Origin of the sequence: Rhodococcus rhodochrous (assembly GCF_014854695.1) — a bacterium.
Taxonomy (GTDB): domain Bacteria; phylum Actinomycetota; class Actinomycetes; order Mycobacteriales; family Mycobacteriaceae; genus Rhodococcus.
The window spans coordinates 2,563,483-2,582,277 of record NZ_CP027557.1; the positions used below are offsets into that span (position 1 = coordinate 2,563,483).

The following is an 18,795-nucleotide window of genomic DNA, read 5'->3' on the forward strand; positions in this document are numbered from 1 at the left end:
GGGGCGGAGACCGGTCGTGGTCGCTGTGCTTCGCGAGTCGGGTTGCCGCAGCCGTGGCTGTCGATAGCGTGGTCGACATGAGTGCTCTGCCGAGATCGTGGATACAGTTGCGGGTCGCAGCGGGCGTATACCGATTCCGGGAGAGCCTGTTCGCGCTGCCCGCGCTGGTCGTCGTCGCCGGAGCCGTGCTCGCGGAGGTGAGCGGCTACATCGATCGGGCCTCCGGCCCCTTCCCGCGGGGCATGAAGATGAACAGCAACGCCGCGATCTGGCTGCTGAGTACCGTGGCGGGTGCCACGATCACCACCGCCGGTGTCGTCTTCTCGTTGACCGTCGTGAGCCTGCAGTTGGCGAGCAGCCAGTTCTCACCGCGGGTGATGCGGTCCTTCATCCGGGATCGGGCCAGCCAGACGGTGATCGGGATGCTGGTGGCGACCTTCGTCTACTGCGTGCTGACGCTGCGCCACATCGGCGCGGACGACGCCGCACCCGCCCCGACACTGTCGACCACCCTTGCAGTGGTTCTCGCGGTGTCGACCGTGGTGCTCATCATCGCCTATCTCAACCGGCTGGCCCATGGTCTGCAGGTCGGGGAGGTGGTGCGCAGCATCGCCTCGGAGGCCGAGAAGGTCATCGCGAACACGAGCCGGAGTGCGCACCGCGAGATCCACGTCGACCGGGTGCCGGAGCCGGATTTCACCGAGGGGGCGACGGTGCACGCCCCGCGCGACGGCTGGGTGACCCAGGCGCCGGCCGAGCTCGTTCTCGCCGTGGTACCGCCGGGTGCGGTCGTGCGGATGGAGACGCGTCCCGGCGCGTACATCCACTGCGGGGAACCGCTGCTGCGGATCCATCCGAAGCCGGAACGGGCGGTGGTCCTGCGGCGGCTCGAGGCGGCCGTGGAGATCTCGAATGCGCGCACCATGCAACAGGACGTGGACTTCGCGCTGCGGCAACTCGTCGACATCGCGCTGCGCGCCCTCAGTCAGGCGATCAACGACCCGACGACCGCCACCGAGGTGGTGCTCCGACTCGGCAGTCTGCTGCGCACCCTGCTGGTCACCGACAGTCCGGTGCCGGCGATCGAGGGGGCGGACGGCCGGATTCTGCTGCGTCCGTGGATCCTGTCGCCCGACGAGTACATCGAGCACGCCTTCGAACAGATCCGGCAGGCCGGTTCGGCGCAGCTGCACGTGGCCACGGCGCTCGCCCGGGTTCTGCGCATGCTCATCGATCATCTCTCCGAGCAGCGGCGCACCGAGTCGGTACCGGCCTTGCAACACCAGTTGCGGCTGCTCGTCGACGCGGTGGTCGACCGGCCCGAGTTCCGTCCGGAGGACCTCGAACGTTTCCGTGCCGTCGCCGAGGGATCCGCGGATCCCGCGGAGCATCGGACGGACTGATCGACCTGGGGTGTAGGACCGATCGGAGACGGCTATCCGACTGTCACAGGAAGCGGGCCGAGCGGGAGGACGACGACATGGCGACCCACTTCTCCGTCGGTGACCACGTCCGATGGAACTCCGAGGCCGGATACGTCGAGGGTGTGATCATCGCGAAGCACACGGAGGACGTGGAGTTCAAGGGACGCACGCGGCGGTGCAGCGAGGACGAGCCGCAGTACGAGATCCGGAGCGACAAGACCGATCACGTCGCGATGCACAAGGGCAGTGCGCTGAAGAAGACCTGACGGTGGAGATCCCGGCGTCAGGTGATCAGCGCCTGCCCGACGCCGCACACCGCGACCGCCCACAGCACCGAGGTGGACGTGCCGATGATGAACTGTTCGGAAGCATTCGGTTCGCGTAGTTCGGGATAACGGGCGAGACCCTTCACCGCCATGATGACGGCGATCCCTTCGGGCCATCCGGCGAGGACGGAGGCGGTGACCGCTCCGCGTTCGAGCACGCCGATGACGCGTCCGCCGCGGAGCGGGCCCGGGGGAGGGGTGGGCTCGGGACCGGCGTCGGGTTGCCGGCGCGCGATCCGGAACGCCACGAGGACCGCGGGTCCGCCCCCGGTGATCGCCGCCGTGGCGGTGAGGATCAGCGTGGCCGCGAGCGCGACTCCCTGAACCGGTGTGGTCGCGGTGGCGGCGAGGGCGGCACCGGCGAGACCCGCGAGGCTCAGCGAGGCGGCCGGCCACACCGGCAGGCTCGGGCGCAGCGCGAGCGTGGGTGCGAGAGCGGCGACGGCCAGGCACACCAGTGAGAGGACGGTCAACGATCGGCCCTTTCCAGGAGTCGGCGCACGAGTTCGCGTCCGGCCAGTTCGGCCTGCCACCCGGCGGTGGCGAGGCGCTGGGATACCGCTTGCTTGCTGATGTCGAGACGCTCGGCGATCCGCGCCTGCGACAGACCCTGGCGAGCAAGATCGACCGCCTCGTGCCCCTGCTCGGTGCGGCGCAGGACGACGGTGGCGAGCAGGGTGAGCGCGGCGTCGACATCGGCGGTGGCCTCGGGGTCGTCACCTTCGGCCGCGACCTGCCCGGGTGCGCTCTTGGCGCGTTCGACAGCAGTGCGGGCATGTTCGAAGGCGGGTCCGCGGCCGGCGCGTGTCTGCTCGGGGAGCGGGGTCTCCACCGGGCCGATTCCCACCCCGATACTCCAGCGTTCTCTTCGGAGGAGGTCGAGGACGAGATCGACGACGAGAGCGGGATCGTCCGCGACGGCCTGGACCTCGTCGCCCGCGGTGCGATCGAAGGGCCGTACCAGCGGAACGTCCTGCAGTGCGGTGAGGAGGTCCGCCACGCGGTCGACATCGCGGCGGCTGCCCCGTTGGTCGACCGTCAAGACGAACATGGGTCAAGTGTGAGGGCTTGATTCAGGATAATCAAGACCTGAAGCTTGACGAATCGGGGTGCCGCGTGGCGATGCGTACGGGCTAGCGGGCCGGCTCGTTCCCCGTCAGCTCATGATGTGCGGTGATCGCGTCCACCGCATCGCCGTCGTACTTCATCCGTTTCGCGATGGTGAGGCGGAGTGTCGACGGCAGTGCCGGGGCGAACTTCTTGAAGTAGGCGCACAGCCATTCCTGGCGACCGACGAGAAACGGGAAATCGGTCGTCATCATGTTGCGGGCGACCAGCATCGGCAACGGGGCGTCGAGCGGATGGAAGTCGTGATTCCACAGACCCGGCTGGGTGCAGCCCGGGTAGAACTGGCCGAGCATGAAACCGTGTTCGACGAACCGCGACTTGAATTCCGCGTGGACGACGTCGATCACCTCGAAGCCGGTGAGGTCGGGCAGTACGGTCACGAGCGTCTTCAGGCTCCGGTCGCGATCGTCCTCGCGTGAGAGCGTCGTGTACAGGTCGAACTGGTCCTCCACGATCGTGCCGAGTGCCCCGGCGTCGATTGCGGGTCCGTGGACGAACGCGGCTCCGAAGAGCTGCTTGCCGATCGACGGACGAACGAACGGGCAGACGGGCCCGCTGCGGCCGAGGTCGGGGTTGGGTTCGGTGAGATACCCACTCGCCCACGTTCTCAACAGGTGGGCGCTCGCTTCGTCTGCGTACTCGGAGGTTTCACCGAACAGGTCCACCCAGACCGTGCCCGAACGAGGCCCGACTCGTCTCTGGATCGGCATCTGCGCTTCCTCCCTCCAGGGGATGAATGTCGCGTGTCTGTGGGAACCGGGGAAGGTTCTTGGAAAGGATTGTCGGAAGGCTGTTTCGCGCAGCAGGCATACGACGAGTGGAAATTGTTGCAGCGCAAAATGTTCGACTGTTCCGGTCCGGCCTCGTGCATCGTCCGCTCTCGCGGGTCCCGTGCTCGTTCGACCGTCGGGCCGGGCGTGAATTCCCCTTCGTCCGGAGTTTACCGAAAGTTTTGCATTCTAAGTTTGTAAAACGAGCATAGCGCGGACGGAGGGTTTCTATCCATCCCATCAAACAAACCCAAGGTTTATGGCGTGAAAATGCCGAATGTCGGGATGTGTGAGCGTCGTCCTCTGCGTCATGTCCTGGTCGCATCTCGATCTCGTTCTGCTGCACAGCATTGCAGCAACCCCGTCCCCGTCCTACGCTGACGCATACATTTTCGAAGCGACGTGCCGACTCGGTCCTTCCCACTCGTGAGCTGTGCACGACGCTCGATGGCATCCGGCTCGACGAGACGCTCCCGTTCGACGCTGCCGCTGCACACACATCCTCGTGAAGGGGGCGCTGTGGCCACTCCCGTCGTAGGCACCGCGCACAACTCCGACGACGAGCGCGCGGGTGCGTTCCCGCTGACTCCGGCCCAGTACGGTATCTGGCTCGCTCAGCAACTCGTGCCCGAAGTCCCTTTCGTCATCGCCCAATACGTGGAATTCCGTGGAGAACTCGATCTCGAGCTGCTGAAGTGGGCGTCGACGACCGCCGGGCGGGAGTTCGAGACCGTCCTCCTGCGTCTCGTCGACGTGGACGGCCGTCCGTGCCAGGTCGTCGACCGAAACCTCGATGTACCCACCGAGGTCGTCGATCTCCGTGACGAATCCGATCCTCGGGGAGTGGCCGAGGAGTGGCTCCGGCGGGATGTGGAAGCACCCGTCGACCTGATGGCGGACCGGTTGTGCCGCATCGTGGTTCTGCGCACGGGTGATGCCAGTTACCTCGTGTACGTCAAGGCTCACCACATCGCGCTCGACGGGTTCGGAGCGATGATCATCGTCCGCAGGGGAGCCGAACTCTATTCCAGGGCACTCGCCTCCCGGAGTTCCGGCCAGGACGGGGTGTCGACGCCGGACAAGCCGCCGGCGGATCTACGGACGTTGTACGAGAAGGACCGGCAGTACCGCGCGTCGAGCCGGTTCGTCGCGGATCGTGAGTACTGGAGTGAGCGGATCCGCGACCTGCCGCACGTCGACACCACGGAGGTGCCCCCGGCGGTCCGGACCCTCACGGCGGAGACGGATCTGTCGGACACTGCGGACGTCTACCTGTCGGGGTCCCCGGCGATGCGGGATGCCTCCTCGGCCGCAGTGGTACTCGCGGCCGCCGCCTGTTTCTTCTCGCGGCGGTCGGGGCGGTACGACGTGCTCGTGAACATCCCGGTGTCGGCGCGGACGACGGCCGAGCTGCGACGGTCCGCCGGAATGCTCGTCAACGTGGTTCCCCTGCGGATCCGGGTGGATCCGAGCGAACCCGTCGAGGATCTCGTCCGGCGGATGCAGGTCGAGCTCGTCGGAGCCCTCCGACACCAGGCGTGCGGACTCGACGACATCCGCCGGGCGACATCCGAACCGGTGTCCCGATTCTCGGTCCCGCTGGTCAACGTCATGCTGTTCGATCAGCAACCCGTACTGGGGGACATCGTGGGAACACCACATGTCCTGTCGCGCGGGCCCGTCGGGGACCGGCTGATCACCGTCCACCGCCGCAGTGCGCCGGCCGGCACCGTGATCGAATTCCGGGCGAATCCGAACCGATACGAGGAGAACGAGATACAGGCGCAGTGCATCTGTTTCACGGAGATCCTCGAGCAGTTCGTCGCAGCCGACCCTCGAACGCCGGTCGGTTCGATCCATCCGCCGAGCGCCGGAGCGGCCGCCCCCCGCTACCGGCGGAACACCGTGCTCGATCACTGGCGGCACCTTCTGGCCGGCGCACCCACCCCGCCCGCACTGTCACCGTCCACGCCGGCACCCGCCGGTGGACGGACGGGCAACGCGGGATCTGCTTCGGCGTGGGCGCAGTTCGTCCATCCCCTCGGCAGCGGACCGGGCCGAGCGAGCGCCGAATGTGCCGACGATCGTCTCCCGATCCTGCACGCTGCCACCGCGATCCTCGTTGCCAGGTCGGGTGGTACCGACGACGTCGTCCTCGGTGTCCCGGTCCCGGCCGGTACCACTCATGTGCGCACGGTCCTGCCGGTGCGCACCCGAGTGCGCCTCGACGAGCCGTTCCGAGATCTCCTCGAGGACATCTCCCGTGGGACTCGGGACGCTCTCGCACATGCCGACGTATCTGCCGCGACACTGCTCGACGCGCTGGCGCCGACACGGAACGGATCGCACACCCCACTCTTCCGCATCACCGTCGAAGGACGGGGCGATGCGGACAGGAAGGTGGAGAACACCGTCCTCGGCGACGTCGGCCTGCGTATCGATCTGGAGCGTCCGCAATCCGGCGACGGTGCCGGACGCGAGTCGACGTCCGCGGACGTGCTCCGCATCCGATACACCACGGACGCCTACACCGCGCCGACCGTCGAGCGCATCGCCCGCCGACTGGAACGGATCCTCCTGGCCGTCGAAGAGGATCCGGAGATACGGGTCGGCGACCTCGATCTGCTCGACGCAGCCGAACGGACCGCACTCGTTCCCGTGACGGGTCCGCCGCCGGTGACCGAACGTCTGCTGCCGGAAATCCTCACCGACGCTGCACTCCGCACCCCCGCGGCCACCGCAGTGTCGTGCGGCGAGACCCGGATCGACTACCGGGAACTCGATGAGCGGTCGAATCGGCTGGCCCGCATGCTCATCGAGCGCGGCGCAGGACCGGAACGTTTCGTCGCGATCGGCATGGCCCGGTCCGTCGACTCGATCGTCTCGATCTGGGCCGTGGCGAAGACGGGCGCGGCCTTCGTCCCGGTGGACCCCGCCTATCCGCCCGCCCGGATCGAGTACATGCTGCGCGACTGCGGCGCCGTGCTCGGACTCACCACCATCGGCGAACGGTCCCTGCTTCCCGGCACCGTGCCGTGGACCGTGGTCGACGATCCGGAGGTGGTCACGGAGACGAAGCGATACACCGGGTCTCCGGTGACCGATACGGACCGGTGCGCGCCCGCGCGTTCGGATCAACCCGCCTACCTCATCTACACCTCCGGATCGACGGGACAGCCGAAAGGCGTGGTCGTCACCCACCGGGGACTGTCGAACCTCGTCGCGCACACCCGCACGCTCGCCGGCCACGACGCGCGGGTCTGGCACGGGACATCCCCGAGCTTCGACCTGGCGGTACTGGAGTTGCTCGTCGCGTTCGGCTCGGCGGCGCACCTGGTGATCGGCCCACCCGGCGCGTCCGCCGGTCACGACCTCGCACATGCGTTGCGCGCCGAGCGGATCACCCACTTCTGCACCACTCCTGCGGTCCTCGCAACGATCGATCCGGCGGTCCCCGAGGACCTGTCCTTCGTGAGCGTCGGCGGTGAGGACTGCCCGACCTGGCTCGTGGAGAAATGGGCGCCGGGCCGCCGCATGGTCAACGGGTACGGGCCGAGCGAGATCACCGTGCAGATGGCCTCGGAGGACCTCGTGCCCGGCAGACCGGTCACCGCAGGCACACTCGGACCCGGATTCCGTTCCGTCGTGCTCGACGCACGCCTGAATCCGGTGCCGCCCGGGGTGATCGGCGAGCTGTATCCGTCAGGACGTGCCCTGGCGCGGGGTTACCACCGGCGGCCAGGGACGACGGCGACGCGGTTCGTCGCGGACCCGTTCGGGCCACCGGGGTCGAGGATGTACCGCACCGGCGATCTCGTGCGGTGGTCGACGTGCGACGAGAGCACCGCAGAGATCGCCTCGGATCTGCGCCTGATCTACGCCGGGCGCGCCGACCTCCAGGTCAAGGTGCGGGGGCGGCGCATCGAACTCGGCGAAGTGGAAGCAGCACTGCTCCGCCACCCCGACGTCGAGCAGGCCGCGGCGGTGGTTCGGCGCGAGACCGGATCCGACCGGGTGGTGGCGTACGTCGTGCCGCGCACCGGTACGGCGCCGGCTCCCGCAGCGATTCGTGATGCGCTCGCGACGGAACTCCCGGATTTCATGGTCCCGGCTGTGGTGGTGCCGCTGGCAGCTATGCCGATCACGGCCAACGGCAAGCTGGACCGTGCCGCGCTGCCGGCCCCGGACCGCCGGGGCGTGCTCCATCGTCCTCCGCGCACGGGGCTGGAACGGACTCTCGCGGGGGTCTTCGCGGACGTTCTTCATCTGTCCCCGGATCGGGTCGGCGTCGACGACAACTTCTTCGAACTCGGAGGCGATTCCCTGTCGGCGACCGGTGTCGTGGCGGGGATCCGGTCCGCACTGCACGTCGAAGCACCCATCAGGATGCTCTTCGAAGCACCGACGATCGCCGAGCTGGCACCGCGACTCGCGGACTGCGGTGTCGCCCGGACGCCGTTGACACCCCGACGTCGACCGGACCGGATCCCGTTGTCCTACGCGCAGTCCCGGTTGTGGTTCATCCACCGCTACGAAGGTCCGTCGCCGACCTACAACATCCCCATGGCGGCACGCCTGACCGGACGGGTGGACATCGACGCGATGAGGGCGGCGTTCGCCGATGTCGTGGGGCGCCACGAGTCCCTGCGCACGGTCTTCGAGGAATCCGACGGAGTCGCCTTCCAGCGCATCCTGCCGGTCGAGCGGACCTCATTGTCGCTGCCTGTGCGGGCAGTGACCGCCGACGAAGAGCAGGCCACCGTGCGCGCCGAGGCGCGGCGGCCCTTCGACCTGTCCACCGACATCCCGGTGCGGGCCACCCTGCTGCAGACGGGTTCCGACGACCACGTGCTGGTGCTCGTGCTGCATCACATCGCCGGCGACGGCGCGTCGATGGTGCCGCTGGTGCGCGACATGCTGCTGGCATACGCGGCCCGATCGGCCGGGACCGAACCGCGATGGGATCCGCTGCCGGTGCAGTACGCCGACTACACCCTGTGGCAACGGGAGGTGCTGGGGGACGAGGACGAGACGGGAAGCATCCTGCACCGGCAGTTCTCCTACTGGCGAGAAGAACTCGCCGGGGTCCCGGAATGCCTTTCTCTTCCGCTCGACCGTCCCCGCCCCGCGGTGCAGTCCTTCCGCGGTGGCCGGGTGGAGTTCACGATTCCCGCGGAGCTGCGTATCGCGGCCGACGACCTGGCCGGCGAGCACGGCGTCACCGCGTCGATGGTCTTCCAGTCGGCACTCGTGGTACTCCTGCACAAGCTCGGTGCGGGCGATGACATCACGATCGGTGGTCCGGTGGCCGGGCGGACCGACGAGGCCCTTGCCGATCTCGTCGGATTCTTCGTCAACACGTGGGTGCTGCGCGTGGACGGCATCACCGGACGATGGACGCTCGCCGATGTCCTCGACCGCGTGCGGGCCAAGGCACTGGCCGCCTACGAGAACCAGGACGCGCCCTTCGAACGGCTGGTGGAGCTGCTCGCCCCGGCGCGCTCGACCGCCCATCATCCGCTGTTCCAGGTCGCATTCGCGTTGCAGAACAACCCACTGCCGAGCCTGGACCATCCGGACATCCACGTCGAGATGCTGCCCGTCGCGACCGACATCGCGCGGTTCGACCTGTACATCAGCGTGTCGGAGCGCGCGTCTGCCGAGGACGGCGGGATGCTCGGCAGCATCGAATACGCGAGCGATCTGTTCGAGCGCGACACCGTCGAACGATTCGCCGACCGGTATCTCCGCGTCCTCGATGCCCTCGTGAGGTCGCCGCACCGACGGGTCGACGGTGTCGACCTTCTCGATCGGTCGGAGCGCGATCTGCTCCTCGACGCGTGGAGCGGTCCGGACGCCACCACTGCTGACCGGACGGTTCCGGCGGTGTTCGCCGAGCGGGTCGCGGCGACACCGGACGCACCGGCGCTGACCAGCGCCGCCGGCCGATGGACGTACCGCGACCTCGATGCCCGGGCCAACAGGCTGGCTCGTCTGCTCGTAGAGCTGGGGGTGGGGCCCGAGTCCGTGGTGGTCGTCGCTCTCGATCGATCCCCGGCGTTGGTCGTCGCACTTCTCGCGGTGTCGGCGGCAGGTGGCGCCTATCTGCCGTTGGACCCCGCCTATCCGAGCGATCGCACCGCCTTCGTCCTCGCCGACGCCGCGCCCCGCGTCCTGGTCACCGACAGTCGATCCACCTCGCACGCGGACCCGGCCGTCGTCGTGGTCGTCGACGAGACGGGCGGCCCGACGTCCCACGCCCTGCCCGACGATGCGCGACCGCTCACCGACGACGACAGGATCGCGCCCCTGCACCCGTCGAACACCGCGTACACGATCTACACGTCCGGTTCCACGGGTGTCCCGAAGGGCGTGGCCGTCACGCACCGGAACCTCGTGCACCTCGTCGAGCACGGATGGACCGATTCGCGACCGCGACACCGGATGTCGCTGGTGTCCTCACCGGGTTTCGACGCGTCGGTGTACGAGATCTGGCCCGCCCTGATCGGCGGTACCGAACTGGTGCTCGCGCCACCCGGCCTGCTCGATCCGTCGACGGTCGCGCGGATGATCGCCGAACACGGTGTGACGACGATGTTCGTCCCGACACCGCTGTTTCACGCCCTTGCCGACCCGGCCGTCGTTCCGGAGCAGGTGTGGGACGGTGTGGACCAGGTGGTCACGGCCGGTGACGTGCTGTCCCCGGAGGTCGCACGTCGCTTCCGCGAATCGCATCCCTCGACGTTGCTCGTCAACGCGTACGGACCGACGGAAACGACGGTGTGCGCGACGATGTACCTCGTCGGGGACGCGTTCGCCCGAGGAGAGCGCGCGTCGGTCCCGATCGGCACATCGATCCCGGGAGTCGCGGTCCTCGTCCTCGACGCCGGACTGCTGCCGGTGCCGCCCGGTGTCCCCGGCGAGTTGTACATCACCGGGGACGGGGTCTCTCGCGGATATCCCGGTCGTCCGGCCACGACCGCGGCGCGATTCGTGGCATCCCCGTTCGGCGGGCCGGGGGAGCGGATGTACCGCACCGGTGACATCGTGCGGTGGATCCGCTCGACGAGCGATGCCGAGGGCCCGGGCGGGCACCTGGAATTCGTGGGCCGCTGCGACGATCAGGTCAAGGTCCGCGGTTTCCGGGTCGAACCCGGTGAGATCGAAGCGGTCCTGGGTGCGCATCCGGCGGTGGCCCACACGGCCGTGGTCGTGCGGGAGACTCCGGGGCACCACGAGACCGGACGACTGGTCGCGTATGTCGTGCTCGACCGGGAGCAGACACTGCTCGCCGACCCGACCCGCGCGACCGGCACCGTCGAGCGGTGGAGGGCACTGTACGACGACGTGTACTCCACGCCGCCACAAGAGGACACCGGTGACACCGGCACCTTCGCGGGTTGGAACGCCACCGACACCGGGCAGCCCATTCCGGTCGAGCAGATGCGGGACTGGCGCGACGCCGCCGTGCGGGCCGTCCGGCGGCTCCGGCCCCGACGCCTGCTCGAGATCGGCGTGGGCTCCGGTCTCCTGCTCCGAGAACTGGCCCCCGACTGCGCCGAGTACTGGGGCACGGACTTCTCGGCCCCGACGATCGAGACGCTGCGCTCCGCCGTGCGATCGCAGCCGTGGGCCGATCGGGTGACGTTGAGGACGCAACCGGCGCACGCGACCGAGGGGTTGCCGCAGCGGTACTTCGACACCGTCGTGCTCAATTCGGTGATCCAGTACTTCCCGGATGCGGCGTATCTGCTCGAGGTGCTCCGGAAGATCCTGCTGCTGCTCGCACCCGGCGGATCGGTCCATCTCGGCGATGTCCGGAACCAGGCGCTGCTGCCGTACTTCGCTGCCGCGGTGGAACTCGCCCGTGCCGACGGCACCGAGACCGCGGACACGATCCGCGAACGCGTCCGCCGTGCCACGCTCTCCGAGAGGGAACTGCTGCTCGCCCCCGAGTTCTTCGCCGGCCTGGCCGGTCGTCTGCCGGGTGTCACCGGGGTCGACATCGAACTCGGCCGGATGCGGACGGCCAACGAACTCGGCTTGTACCGCTACAGCGTGGTGCTGCACACCGGTACCGGACCCAGGTCGCTCGCCGACGTTCCGTGCCGGTCCTGGGCGGGATTCGGAACACTCGCCGCGCTCGCCGACCACCTACGGACGGATCGTCCCGACGCCCTGCGCGTGTCCGGCGTACCGCACACCGCCCTGCAGTCCGTGATGGCCGCGACGACCTCCCTCGATGCGATGCCCGGCCACGCGTTCGTACCGGAACCGGACCCCCGGCCACGATCGGACGGCATCGGTCCTGCGGACTTCGATCTGCTCGGCGCCGAACTCGGCTACCGGGTCGCCGTGACGTGGTCGCAGGAACCGGGATCGATGGAGGTGATCGTCCTCCGCGACGACCCGGACGACAGGGCCGATGCAGCGCTGACCGATGTGTACCGTCCGGCCGATGACATCGGCAGCCTCGCCCGCTATGTCAACGACCCCGCCGCAGAGGAGCGACTCGACGACGTCCGTCGCTTCGTCCGAGAGCGGTTGCCCGACTACATGGTTCCCGCCGCGTTCGTTCACATGGCCGACCTGCCGGTGACGGTGCACGGCAAACTCGACCGCCGCGCGCTGCCGGCCCCGGAGGTCGCGACGCGGAGCGAGGGCTACATCGCACCGACCACCGACACCGAACGGGCTCTCGCCCGGGTGTTCGCCGACGTGCTCGGCGTCGACCGGGTGGGTACACAGGATTCGTTCTTCGCTCTCGGCGGCGATTCGATCATGTCGATCCAGCTGGTCGCGCGGGCCAAAGCTGAGGGACTGGTGCTCTCGCCCCGAGATGTGTTCGAACACAAGACCATTGCAGCGCTCGCTGCGGCGGTCACCCTGGCCGGACCGGCCGCGCCGACGCTCGAGGAACTGCCGGGCGGCGGCGTCGGTGACGTTCCACTCACCCCGATACTGCGGTGGCTGGTCGGGAGCGGCCGCACGTATCCGGGCTTCTGCCAATCGGTGTCGGTTCCGCTGCCGGACCGACTCCGCGAGGCCGACCTTCTCGCGGCCCTGCAGGCGGTCGTGGATCGGCACGACATGCTGCGGGCGCGGCTTCACGCGGAGCCCGGAACGCCTGACGAGCTGCATCTCGAGACACGGCCCATCGGATCTGTCTCGGCGTCGTCGATCCTGTGCCGCGTCCGGGTCGACGACCTCACGGGGCCCGAATTCACCGCGATCGCCGCTGCCGAGCATGCTGCCGCGACCGGACGGTTGGATCCCGGCAGGGGAGTGATGTTGCAGGCGGTGCAATTCGAGGCGGGACCCGCGTCGCGGCTGTTGCTCGTGGCACATCATGCCGTGATCGACGGTGTCTCCTGGCGAATCCTGTTGGGCGACCTCGCTGCTGCGGCGGCTCGACTCGAACACGGACTCGACCCGGATCCCGCACCGACGGGCACCTCGATGCGCCGCTGGGCGCACGGTCTCGTCGAGGCGACCCGCCGCGGCACGCGCGCGGCCGAGCTGCCGTTCTGGATCTCGACCCTGTCGGGTCCGGATGCGCTGCTCGGCGCCAGAGAGCTGGACCCCGCGGTCGACGTCGGGGCCACCGTCGACACCGTCACCGTCGAGGTTCCCGCCCCCACGACCACCGCGCTGCTGACCGTCCTCCCGGCGGCCTTCCACGGGAGCATCGTGGACGGTCTTCTCGCAGCGCTGGCCGGAGCCGTCGTCGCGCAGCGCGCCGAGCGCGGGATCGACCTCGCCCGGGTGCTCGTGGCGTTGGAAGGCCACGGCCGGGAGGAGCAGGTCGTGCCGGGAGCCGATCTGTCCCGGACGGTCGGATGGTTCACCGCGGCCTATCCGGTGCGACTGGACCTGGCCGGTATCGACGTGGAGGCCGTGGAACGCGGCGGCACCGCAGCGGGAACCGCGATCAAGACTGTCAAGGAACACCTGCGTGCCGTTCCCGACCACGGGATCGGATACGGGATGCTGCGGTATCTCGACGACGAGGGCCGCGCCGCGCTCGAAGCCCTGCCGGCACCCCGGCTCGCCTTCAACTTCCACGGCCGGAGCACGCTGCCGGACGCCGTCACGGACATCGAATTCGGCGGTGGCCTCGATCCCGCTCAGCCGGTACCGGCGGTGATCTCCGTCAACGCCATGGTCGTCGACACCGCCGACGGTCCGGTGCTGCGCGCGGATCTCGCCTATGCGACCGGGGTCATCGCCCGCCCGGAGGTGTCGGATCTGGCCGAACGGTGGCGACGCATGCTGAGCGGCCTCGCCCGGCACGTCGCCGAACCGGGCGCGGGAGGGCACACCCCGTCGGATCTGCCGCTGGTCCCGTTGAGCCAGGAACGCCTCGACGAGCTCGAGCGCCGTTATCCCGGCCTCGAGGACGTGTGGCCCCTCACCCCCTTGCAGACCGGCTTTCTGTTCCATGCCCTCCGGAACGATTCGCTCGACGCGTACACGGTGCAACTGACCCTGCACCTGGGCGGTGTCGTCGATCCGCGACGCCTCCGGCGGGCGGTGGCCGCCCTGGCGGCGCGGCATCCGAACCTGCGGGTGAACTTCGTCTTCGACGGGGAGTCCCCGCCCGTGCAGGTCGTGCAGGCATCGGTCGAACTGCCGCTGTGTGAGCGGGATCTGAGCGACCTGGATCCTGATGACCGTGCGTCGGAACTGGCCCGTCTGCAGACCGAGGACCGGACGCAGCGTTTCGACACGGCGCACGGACCGCTGGTGCGCTTGAGCCTGGTCAGGATGGGACCGGACGATCACCGGCTGGTGTTCACGAACCACCACATCCTGCTCGACGGTTGGTCGGCGCCGTTGCTGCTGAAGGAACTCCTCGTGCTGTACGGCACCGATGCGGACACCGGGGTTCTCCCGCCGGTACGTCCCTACCGGGACTATGTGCGGTGGCTCGTGCAGCAGGACCCGGCGCCCGCCCGCGATGCCTGGTCGCGGTACCTGGCCGGTCCGGATCGGCCCACGCTGGTCGCCCCGGACGCCGAGCAGACCTTCGTGCAGGCTCTGTCCGAGGAGACCACCTGGGCGCTCGATCCGGCGGACACCCGGCGCCTGGAGGCCTTCGTCCGGGACCACGGGCTCACCGTCGGCACGGTGGTGCAGGTCGCGTGGGGGATCGTGCTGGCGAAGCTCACCTCGCAGCGCGACGTCGTGTTCGGATCGACCGTCTCCGGGCGGCCCGCGGAGGTCGACGGGGTCGAGGAGATGATCGGTCTGTTCGTCAACACGGTTCCCGTGCGGGTCCGGCTCGACCCGTACGAAACCCTCGCAGCGCTCGTCGAGCGGATCCGAGTCGAGCAGACCGCACTGCTCGACCGGCATCACCTCGGTCTCACGGAGATCCAGCAGGTCGCCGGACCGGCTGCCGGGTTCGACACCCTGACGGTGTTCGAGTCGTACCCGGTCGACCGTGCCGCTCTGTCCGATGCGGTCGACATCGCGGGCATGCAGGTGCGCGAGGTCACCGGACACGACTCCGGCCACTATCCGCTGACTTTGATCGCGCACGTCGACGACGCGCTGCGGCTGCGACTGAGCTACCGTCCGGATCTGTTCGACGGGGCCGCGGCCGACGCGATCGTGTCGCAGGTCGCCCAGGTCCTCGAGGCCGTCGTCGATCGGCCGGAGGTGCCGCTCGGTCGTCTCCGCCTGTTCGGGGACGAGGTGTCGGTCGTGTCCGCTCCCGGCACCGCCCCTTCACGGACGTGGGCGGAGATCCTCGACGACTGGATGGCGCGGTCCCCGGAGTCCGTCGCCGTCGTCGACGCAGGCAGGCAATGGACCTACGCGGAGCTGGACGAGCGGGTCGAGCGGCTCGCACATCTGCTCGTCTCCCGCGGAGCAGCACCGGAGACCACCGTCGTGGTGGCGATGCGGCGGTCGTTCCTGCGGGTCGTCGCCATGCTCGCCGTCGTCCGCGCCGGTGCCGTCTACGTGCCCGCCGACCCCGACCAACCCCGCGACCGCGTCACCGCGATGATCCGGACGGTCACACCGCTCTGCGTGCTCGTCGACGGACCCGAACCGGCGGTGCCCGACGATGTATCCGTCGTGCCGGTTCGGGACATGGACGTCGACGGTGCGCCGGCAACGCCGGTGCCGGACATCAACCGCCGCGCTCCGGTGCGCGCCGACAACGCCGCGTATGTCGTCTTCACGTCCGGATCGACGGGCACGCCGAAGGGGGTGACCGTGACGCATCGCGGCATCGCCGAGTTGGTCGATCGGCTCTCGACGGTCGCCGACCGCGAGTCGCGAGTCGCGCAGGCGATGCTTCCGGTGTTCGATGCCTCGCTGCTGGAAACGATCGTCGCGTTCTCGGCCGGGGCACGGCTCGTCGTGGTGCCGCCCGGCATTGCCGCCGGTGACGACCTCGAGCGTGTCCTCGCCGACGAGGAGATCACGCACCTGTACACCACACCCGCGGTGTTGGCGACGCTGGATCGGGACGCGCTGCCGGCCCTCACCTTTGTGAGCGTCGGTGGGGAGGCGTGCCCGCCGTCCCTGGTGGAGACGTGGGCCCGGAGCCGTCACATGGTCAACGGCTACGGTCCGAGCGAGGCCACGGTGATGTCGAACCTGCTCGATCCGCTCGTCCCCGGCGAGAATCCCACCGTGGGGCCGCCGATACCCGGTTTCGACGAGTACCTGCTGGACTCGTATCTGCAGCCCGTGGCCGGCGGCGCGGTGGGGGAGTTGTACCTCGCCGGACCGGGTCTGGGGCGAGGGTATGCGGGACAACCCGGCCTGACGGCGACGCGTTTCGTCGCCGACCCCCTCGGCGCCCCGGGGCGCCGGATGTACCGCACCGGAGATCTGATGCGCTGGACCCGCACCGCGGCGGGCGCCGAGCCCGTCTACGTCGGGCGCAGTGACTTCCAGATCCAGCTGCGCGGTCTGCGCATCGAGCTCGAGGAGGTCGAGGCGGCACTGCTCCGGCATCCGGCCGTTGCCCAGGCGGTGGTCGTGGTGCGCGACGACGGCAGCGGCGACCGGCTCGTCGGATATGTGGTGCCCACCGGGACCGTTCCGATCGAGGCGCCCGAGATCCTGCATTTCGCGGCCACCCGGCTGCCGCGGTACATGGTCCCGTCGGTGATCGTCGTGCTACCGGGCCTGCCCGTCACCCCGAGCGGGAAGGTGGACAGGTCGGCGTTACCGGCGGCCGCGCCGGTCGGGGCTGCCTACCGGGCGCCGCGCACGCCGACCGAAGGTGCCGTCGCCCGCGCGTTCGCCTCCGTCCTCGAACGGGACCGGATCGGGATCGACGACAACTTCTTCGACCTCGGCGGCAACTCGCTCGCCGCGACCGCCGTGGCATCGAAGCTGCGCAGCGAGCTGGGCCGGGAAGTTCCGCTGTCTCTGGTCTTCCTCGACCCCACACCGGCCGGCCTCGCGGATCGCCTCGACGAGGCGACCACGACCACTGCTCCGGCGACCGGCATGTTCGGTGTGCTGATCCCCCTGCGCGGGCACGGTCACCGCCCACCGGTGTTCTGCGTACATCCCGCGATCGGCTTGTCCTGGGTGTACGCGGGACTGCTGCGCCACCTGCCGGATCGGCCGGTGTACGGGCTGCAACTGCCGTACCTCTCGGGCGGACCCCTCGACGCGACACCCGCCGAACTGGCACACCGCTACGTCGAGGAGCTGCGGGCCGTGCAACCGCAAGGTCCCTACACCGTGCTCGGCTGGTCCCAGGGCGGACTGATCGCCCATCACATGGGTGTCGAACTGCGTGCCGCGGGGGAGCCCGTCGATCTGGTCGTCCTCGACTACTACCCGCTCGAACGCGAGCGGCGTGCCCACACCCACGCGGAGCTGCTGGCGGGACTGGGCATCGAACTGCCCCACGCGACACCGGACGAGATGACCTCCGAGCAGCTGCTCGACGCAGTGAACCGCAGTCTCGGGCACGAGACCGGACTGTCCACCACCGACCTGGAGCGGATCCTCACGGCCTACGCGCACGTCCACCGGGCCGCGCCGACGCTCGACCTGCGATGTTTCGACGGTGACCTGCTGTTCGTCGCCGCGGCGCGCTCGCTCGGCACGGGCGACGGTGCGTCACCGGCCCTGTGGCGGCCGTGGGTGTCCGGCACGATCACCGAGCACACGATCGACTGCGACCATCTGGAGATGATGACCCCGGCCGTACTCGCCGTCCTCGGCCCGATCCTGGCCGACTATCTCGCCGCCGGATCCTGATCCGGATCGACGACGGCGTCGAGCGCCGAACCGGCGGGCTCGGGGAGCCTGGCCTCGAGCAACAGCCCGGCGAGACCGAGCGCGATGCACACCCCGGTGATCACCATCAGCCGCGGATCGGTCTGCCCGGTCAGGGCGTCGCCGAGGAGCACCACCGCCACGGTGCCCGGCAGGATGCCCACGACCGTCGCGAGTGTGTAGGGGACGAGACGGACCGCCGAGACCGCGCAGCAACAGTTCACGACGAAGAACGGGGCGGCGGCGATCAACCGCAGGGAGCCGACCGCGAGCCATCCGCGGCGTGCCAGTCGCAGATCGATCGCTTTCGCTGCCGGGTGCGTGAGGCGCGATTCCACGGCCTTGCGTCCGACGGCCCGCACGAGCAGGAACGCGAGGACGGCGCTGACCGTGGACGCGGCGACCGTCACGCCGATGCCGACGGCACTGCCGAACAGCACGCCGGCGCTGAGGGTGAACACCGTGCGCGGAATCGGGGCGATCGTGACCAGGGCGTGGACGGTGAAGAACACCAGGACCAGTGCCGGGCCGTGCACCGATTCCGACCACTCCCGGATCTGGGCGATCGTCGGATGCGGCACCACGAGAGCTGCGACGACGAGCGCCGCCACCAGGCCCAGGATGCCGAGCACTCTACGGTCTGCGGCAAGCCTCGTCACGAGCGTCCACACTACCGGCCGGGCGGTCTCTGCTTCCCCGCGAGCAGAGTGACGAAGGCGGCACGATACCGTTCCGGTCGAGGACGTCGTTATCGAACGCTAGAAAAACTGTGGTGATCCCCACAACGACCGCGCGGTGTGTGGGGATAGCATCACACCGAAGGCAACCTACCCTTTTCGAGGTTGTCCACCTCCGGCCGACAACGCCGTCCGTACAAAGCCTGCA

Annotated in this window: 7 protein-coding genes; 3 read left to right on the forward strand and 4 right to left on the reverse strand. The window is 69.2% G+C overall.

Annotation, left to right across the window (positions count from 1 at the left end; genetic code table 11):
* Positions 1-77: 77 nt before the first annotated feature.
* Both C6Y44_RS12065 and C6Y44_RS12070 read left to right on the forward strand, forming a co-directional pair.
* Positions 78-1,403, forward strand: a complete 1,326-nt coding sequence (locus C6Y44_RS12065) for a DUF2254 domain-containing protein (RefSeq protein WP_159418402.1) — start codon at positions 78-80, stop codon at positions 1,401-1,403.
* A 77-nt stretch (positions 1,404-1,480) separates the two neighbouring features.
* Positions 1,481-1,690 carry a hypervirulence associated TUDOR domain-containing protein gene (locus C6Y44_RS12070; RefSeq protein WP_006551530.1) on the forward strand — a complete coding sequence of 70 codons (210 nt, stop codon included), beginning with the start codon at positions 1,481-1,483 and terminating at the stop codon, positions 1,688-1,690.
* A 17-nt stretch (positions 1,691-1,707) separates the two neighbouring features.
* Here C6Y44_RS12070 and C6Y44_RS12075 read toward each other — a convergent pair whose 3' ends face one another.
* The 3 genes from C6Y44_RS12075 to C6Y44_RS12085 all read right to left on the reverse strand — a co-directional run bounded on the left by C6Y44_RS12075 (position 1,708) and on the right by C6Y44_RS12085 (position 3,588).
* Positions 1,708-2,223: a hypothetical protein gene (locus tag C6Y44_RS12075; RefSeq protein WP_120282509.1), complete on the reverse strand. Its 516-nt coding sequence runs from the start codon at positions 2,221-2,223 to the stop codon at positions 1,708-1,710.
* Positions 2,220-2,801, reverse strand: a complete 582-nt coding sequence (locus C6Y44_RS12080; protein ID WP_120282510.1) for a hypothetical protein — start codon at positions 2,799-2,801, stop codon at positions 2,220-2,222. The genes C6Y44_RS12075 and C6Y44_RS12080 overlap by 4 nt, the downstream gene beginning before the upstream one ends.
* An 82-nt stretch (positions 2,802-2,883) precedes the next feature.
* Positions 2,884-3,588 (reverse strand): DUF6875 domain-containing protein, encoded by a 705-nt coding sequence (locus tag C6Y44_RS12085; protein WP_159418400.1) that lies wholly within the window; start codon positions 3,586-3,588, stop codon positions 2,884-2,886.
* A 579-nt stretch (positions 3,589-4,167) separates the two neighbouring features.
* On the opposite strand from C6Y44_RS12085, the gene C6Y44_RS12090 reads away from it, so the two are divergent.
* Positions 4,168-17,892, forward strand: coding sequence for a non-ribosomal peptide synthetase (locus C6Y44_RS12090; protein WP_192378850.1), 13,725 nt, complete (start codon positions 4,168-4,170; stop codon positions 17,890-17,892).
* On the opposite strand, the gene C6Y44_RS12095 is transcribed toward C6Y44_RS12090, so the two are convergent.
* Positions 17,871-18,542, reverse strand: coding sequence for a TVP38/TMEM64 family protein (locus tag C6Y44_RS12095; RefSeq protein WP_159419235.1), 672 nt, complete (start codon positions 18,540-18,542; stop codon positions 17,871-17,873). The two genes, C6Y44_RS12090 and C6Y44_RS12095, sit on opposite strands and share 22 nt — an antisense overlap.
* Between the last annotated feature and the right edge of the window lie 253 nt (positions 18,543-18,795).

Excerpts from the sequence above, each read along its gene's own strand:
- C6Y44_RS12065 (WP_159418402.1), top strand. The coding sequence starts at position 78 with ATGAGTGCTCTGCCGAGATCGTGGATACAGTTGCGGGTCGCAGCGGGC.
- C6Y44_RS12070 (WP_006551530.1), top strand. The coding sequence starts at position 1,481 with ATGGCGACCCACTTCTCCGTCGGTGACCACGTCCGATGGAACTCCGAG.
- C6Y44_RS12080 (WP_120282510.1), bottom strand. The coding sequence starts at position 2,801 with ATGTTCGTCTTGACGGTCGACCAACGGGGCAGCCGCCGCGATGTCGAC.
- C6Y44_RS12085 (WP_159418400.1), bottom strand. The coding sequence starts at position 3,588 with ATGCCGATCCAGAGACGAGTCGGGCCTCGTTCGGGCACGGTCTGGGTG.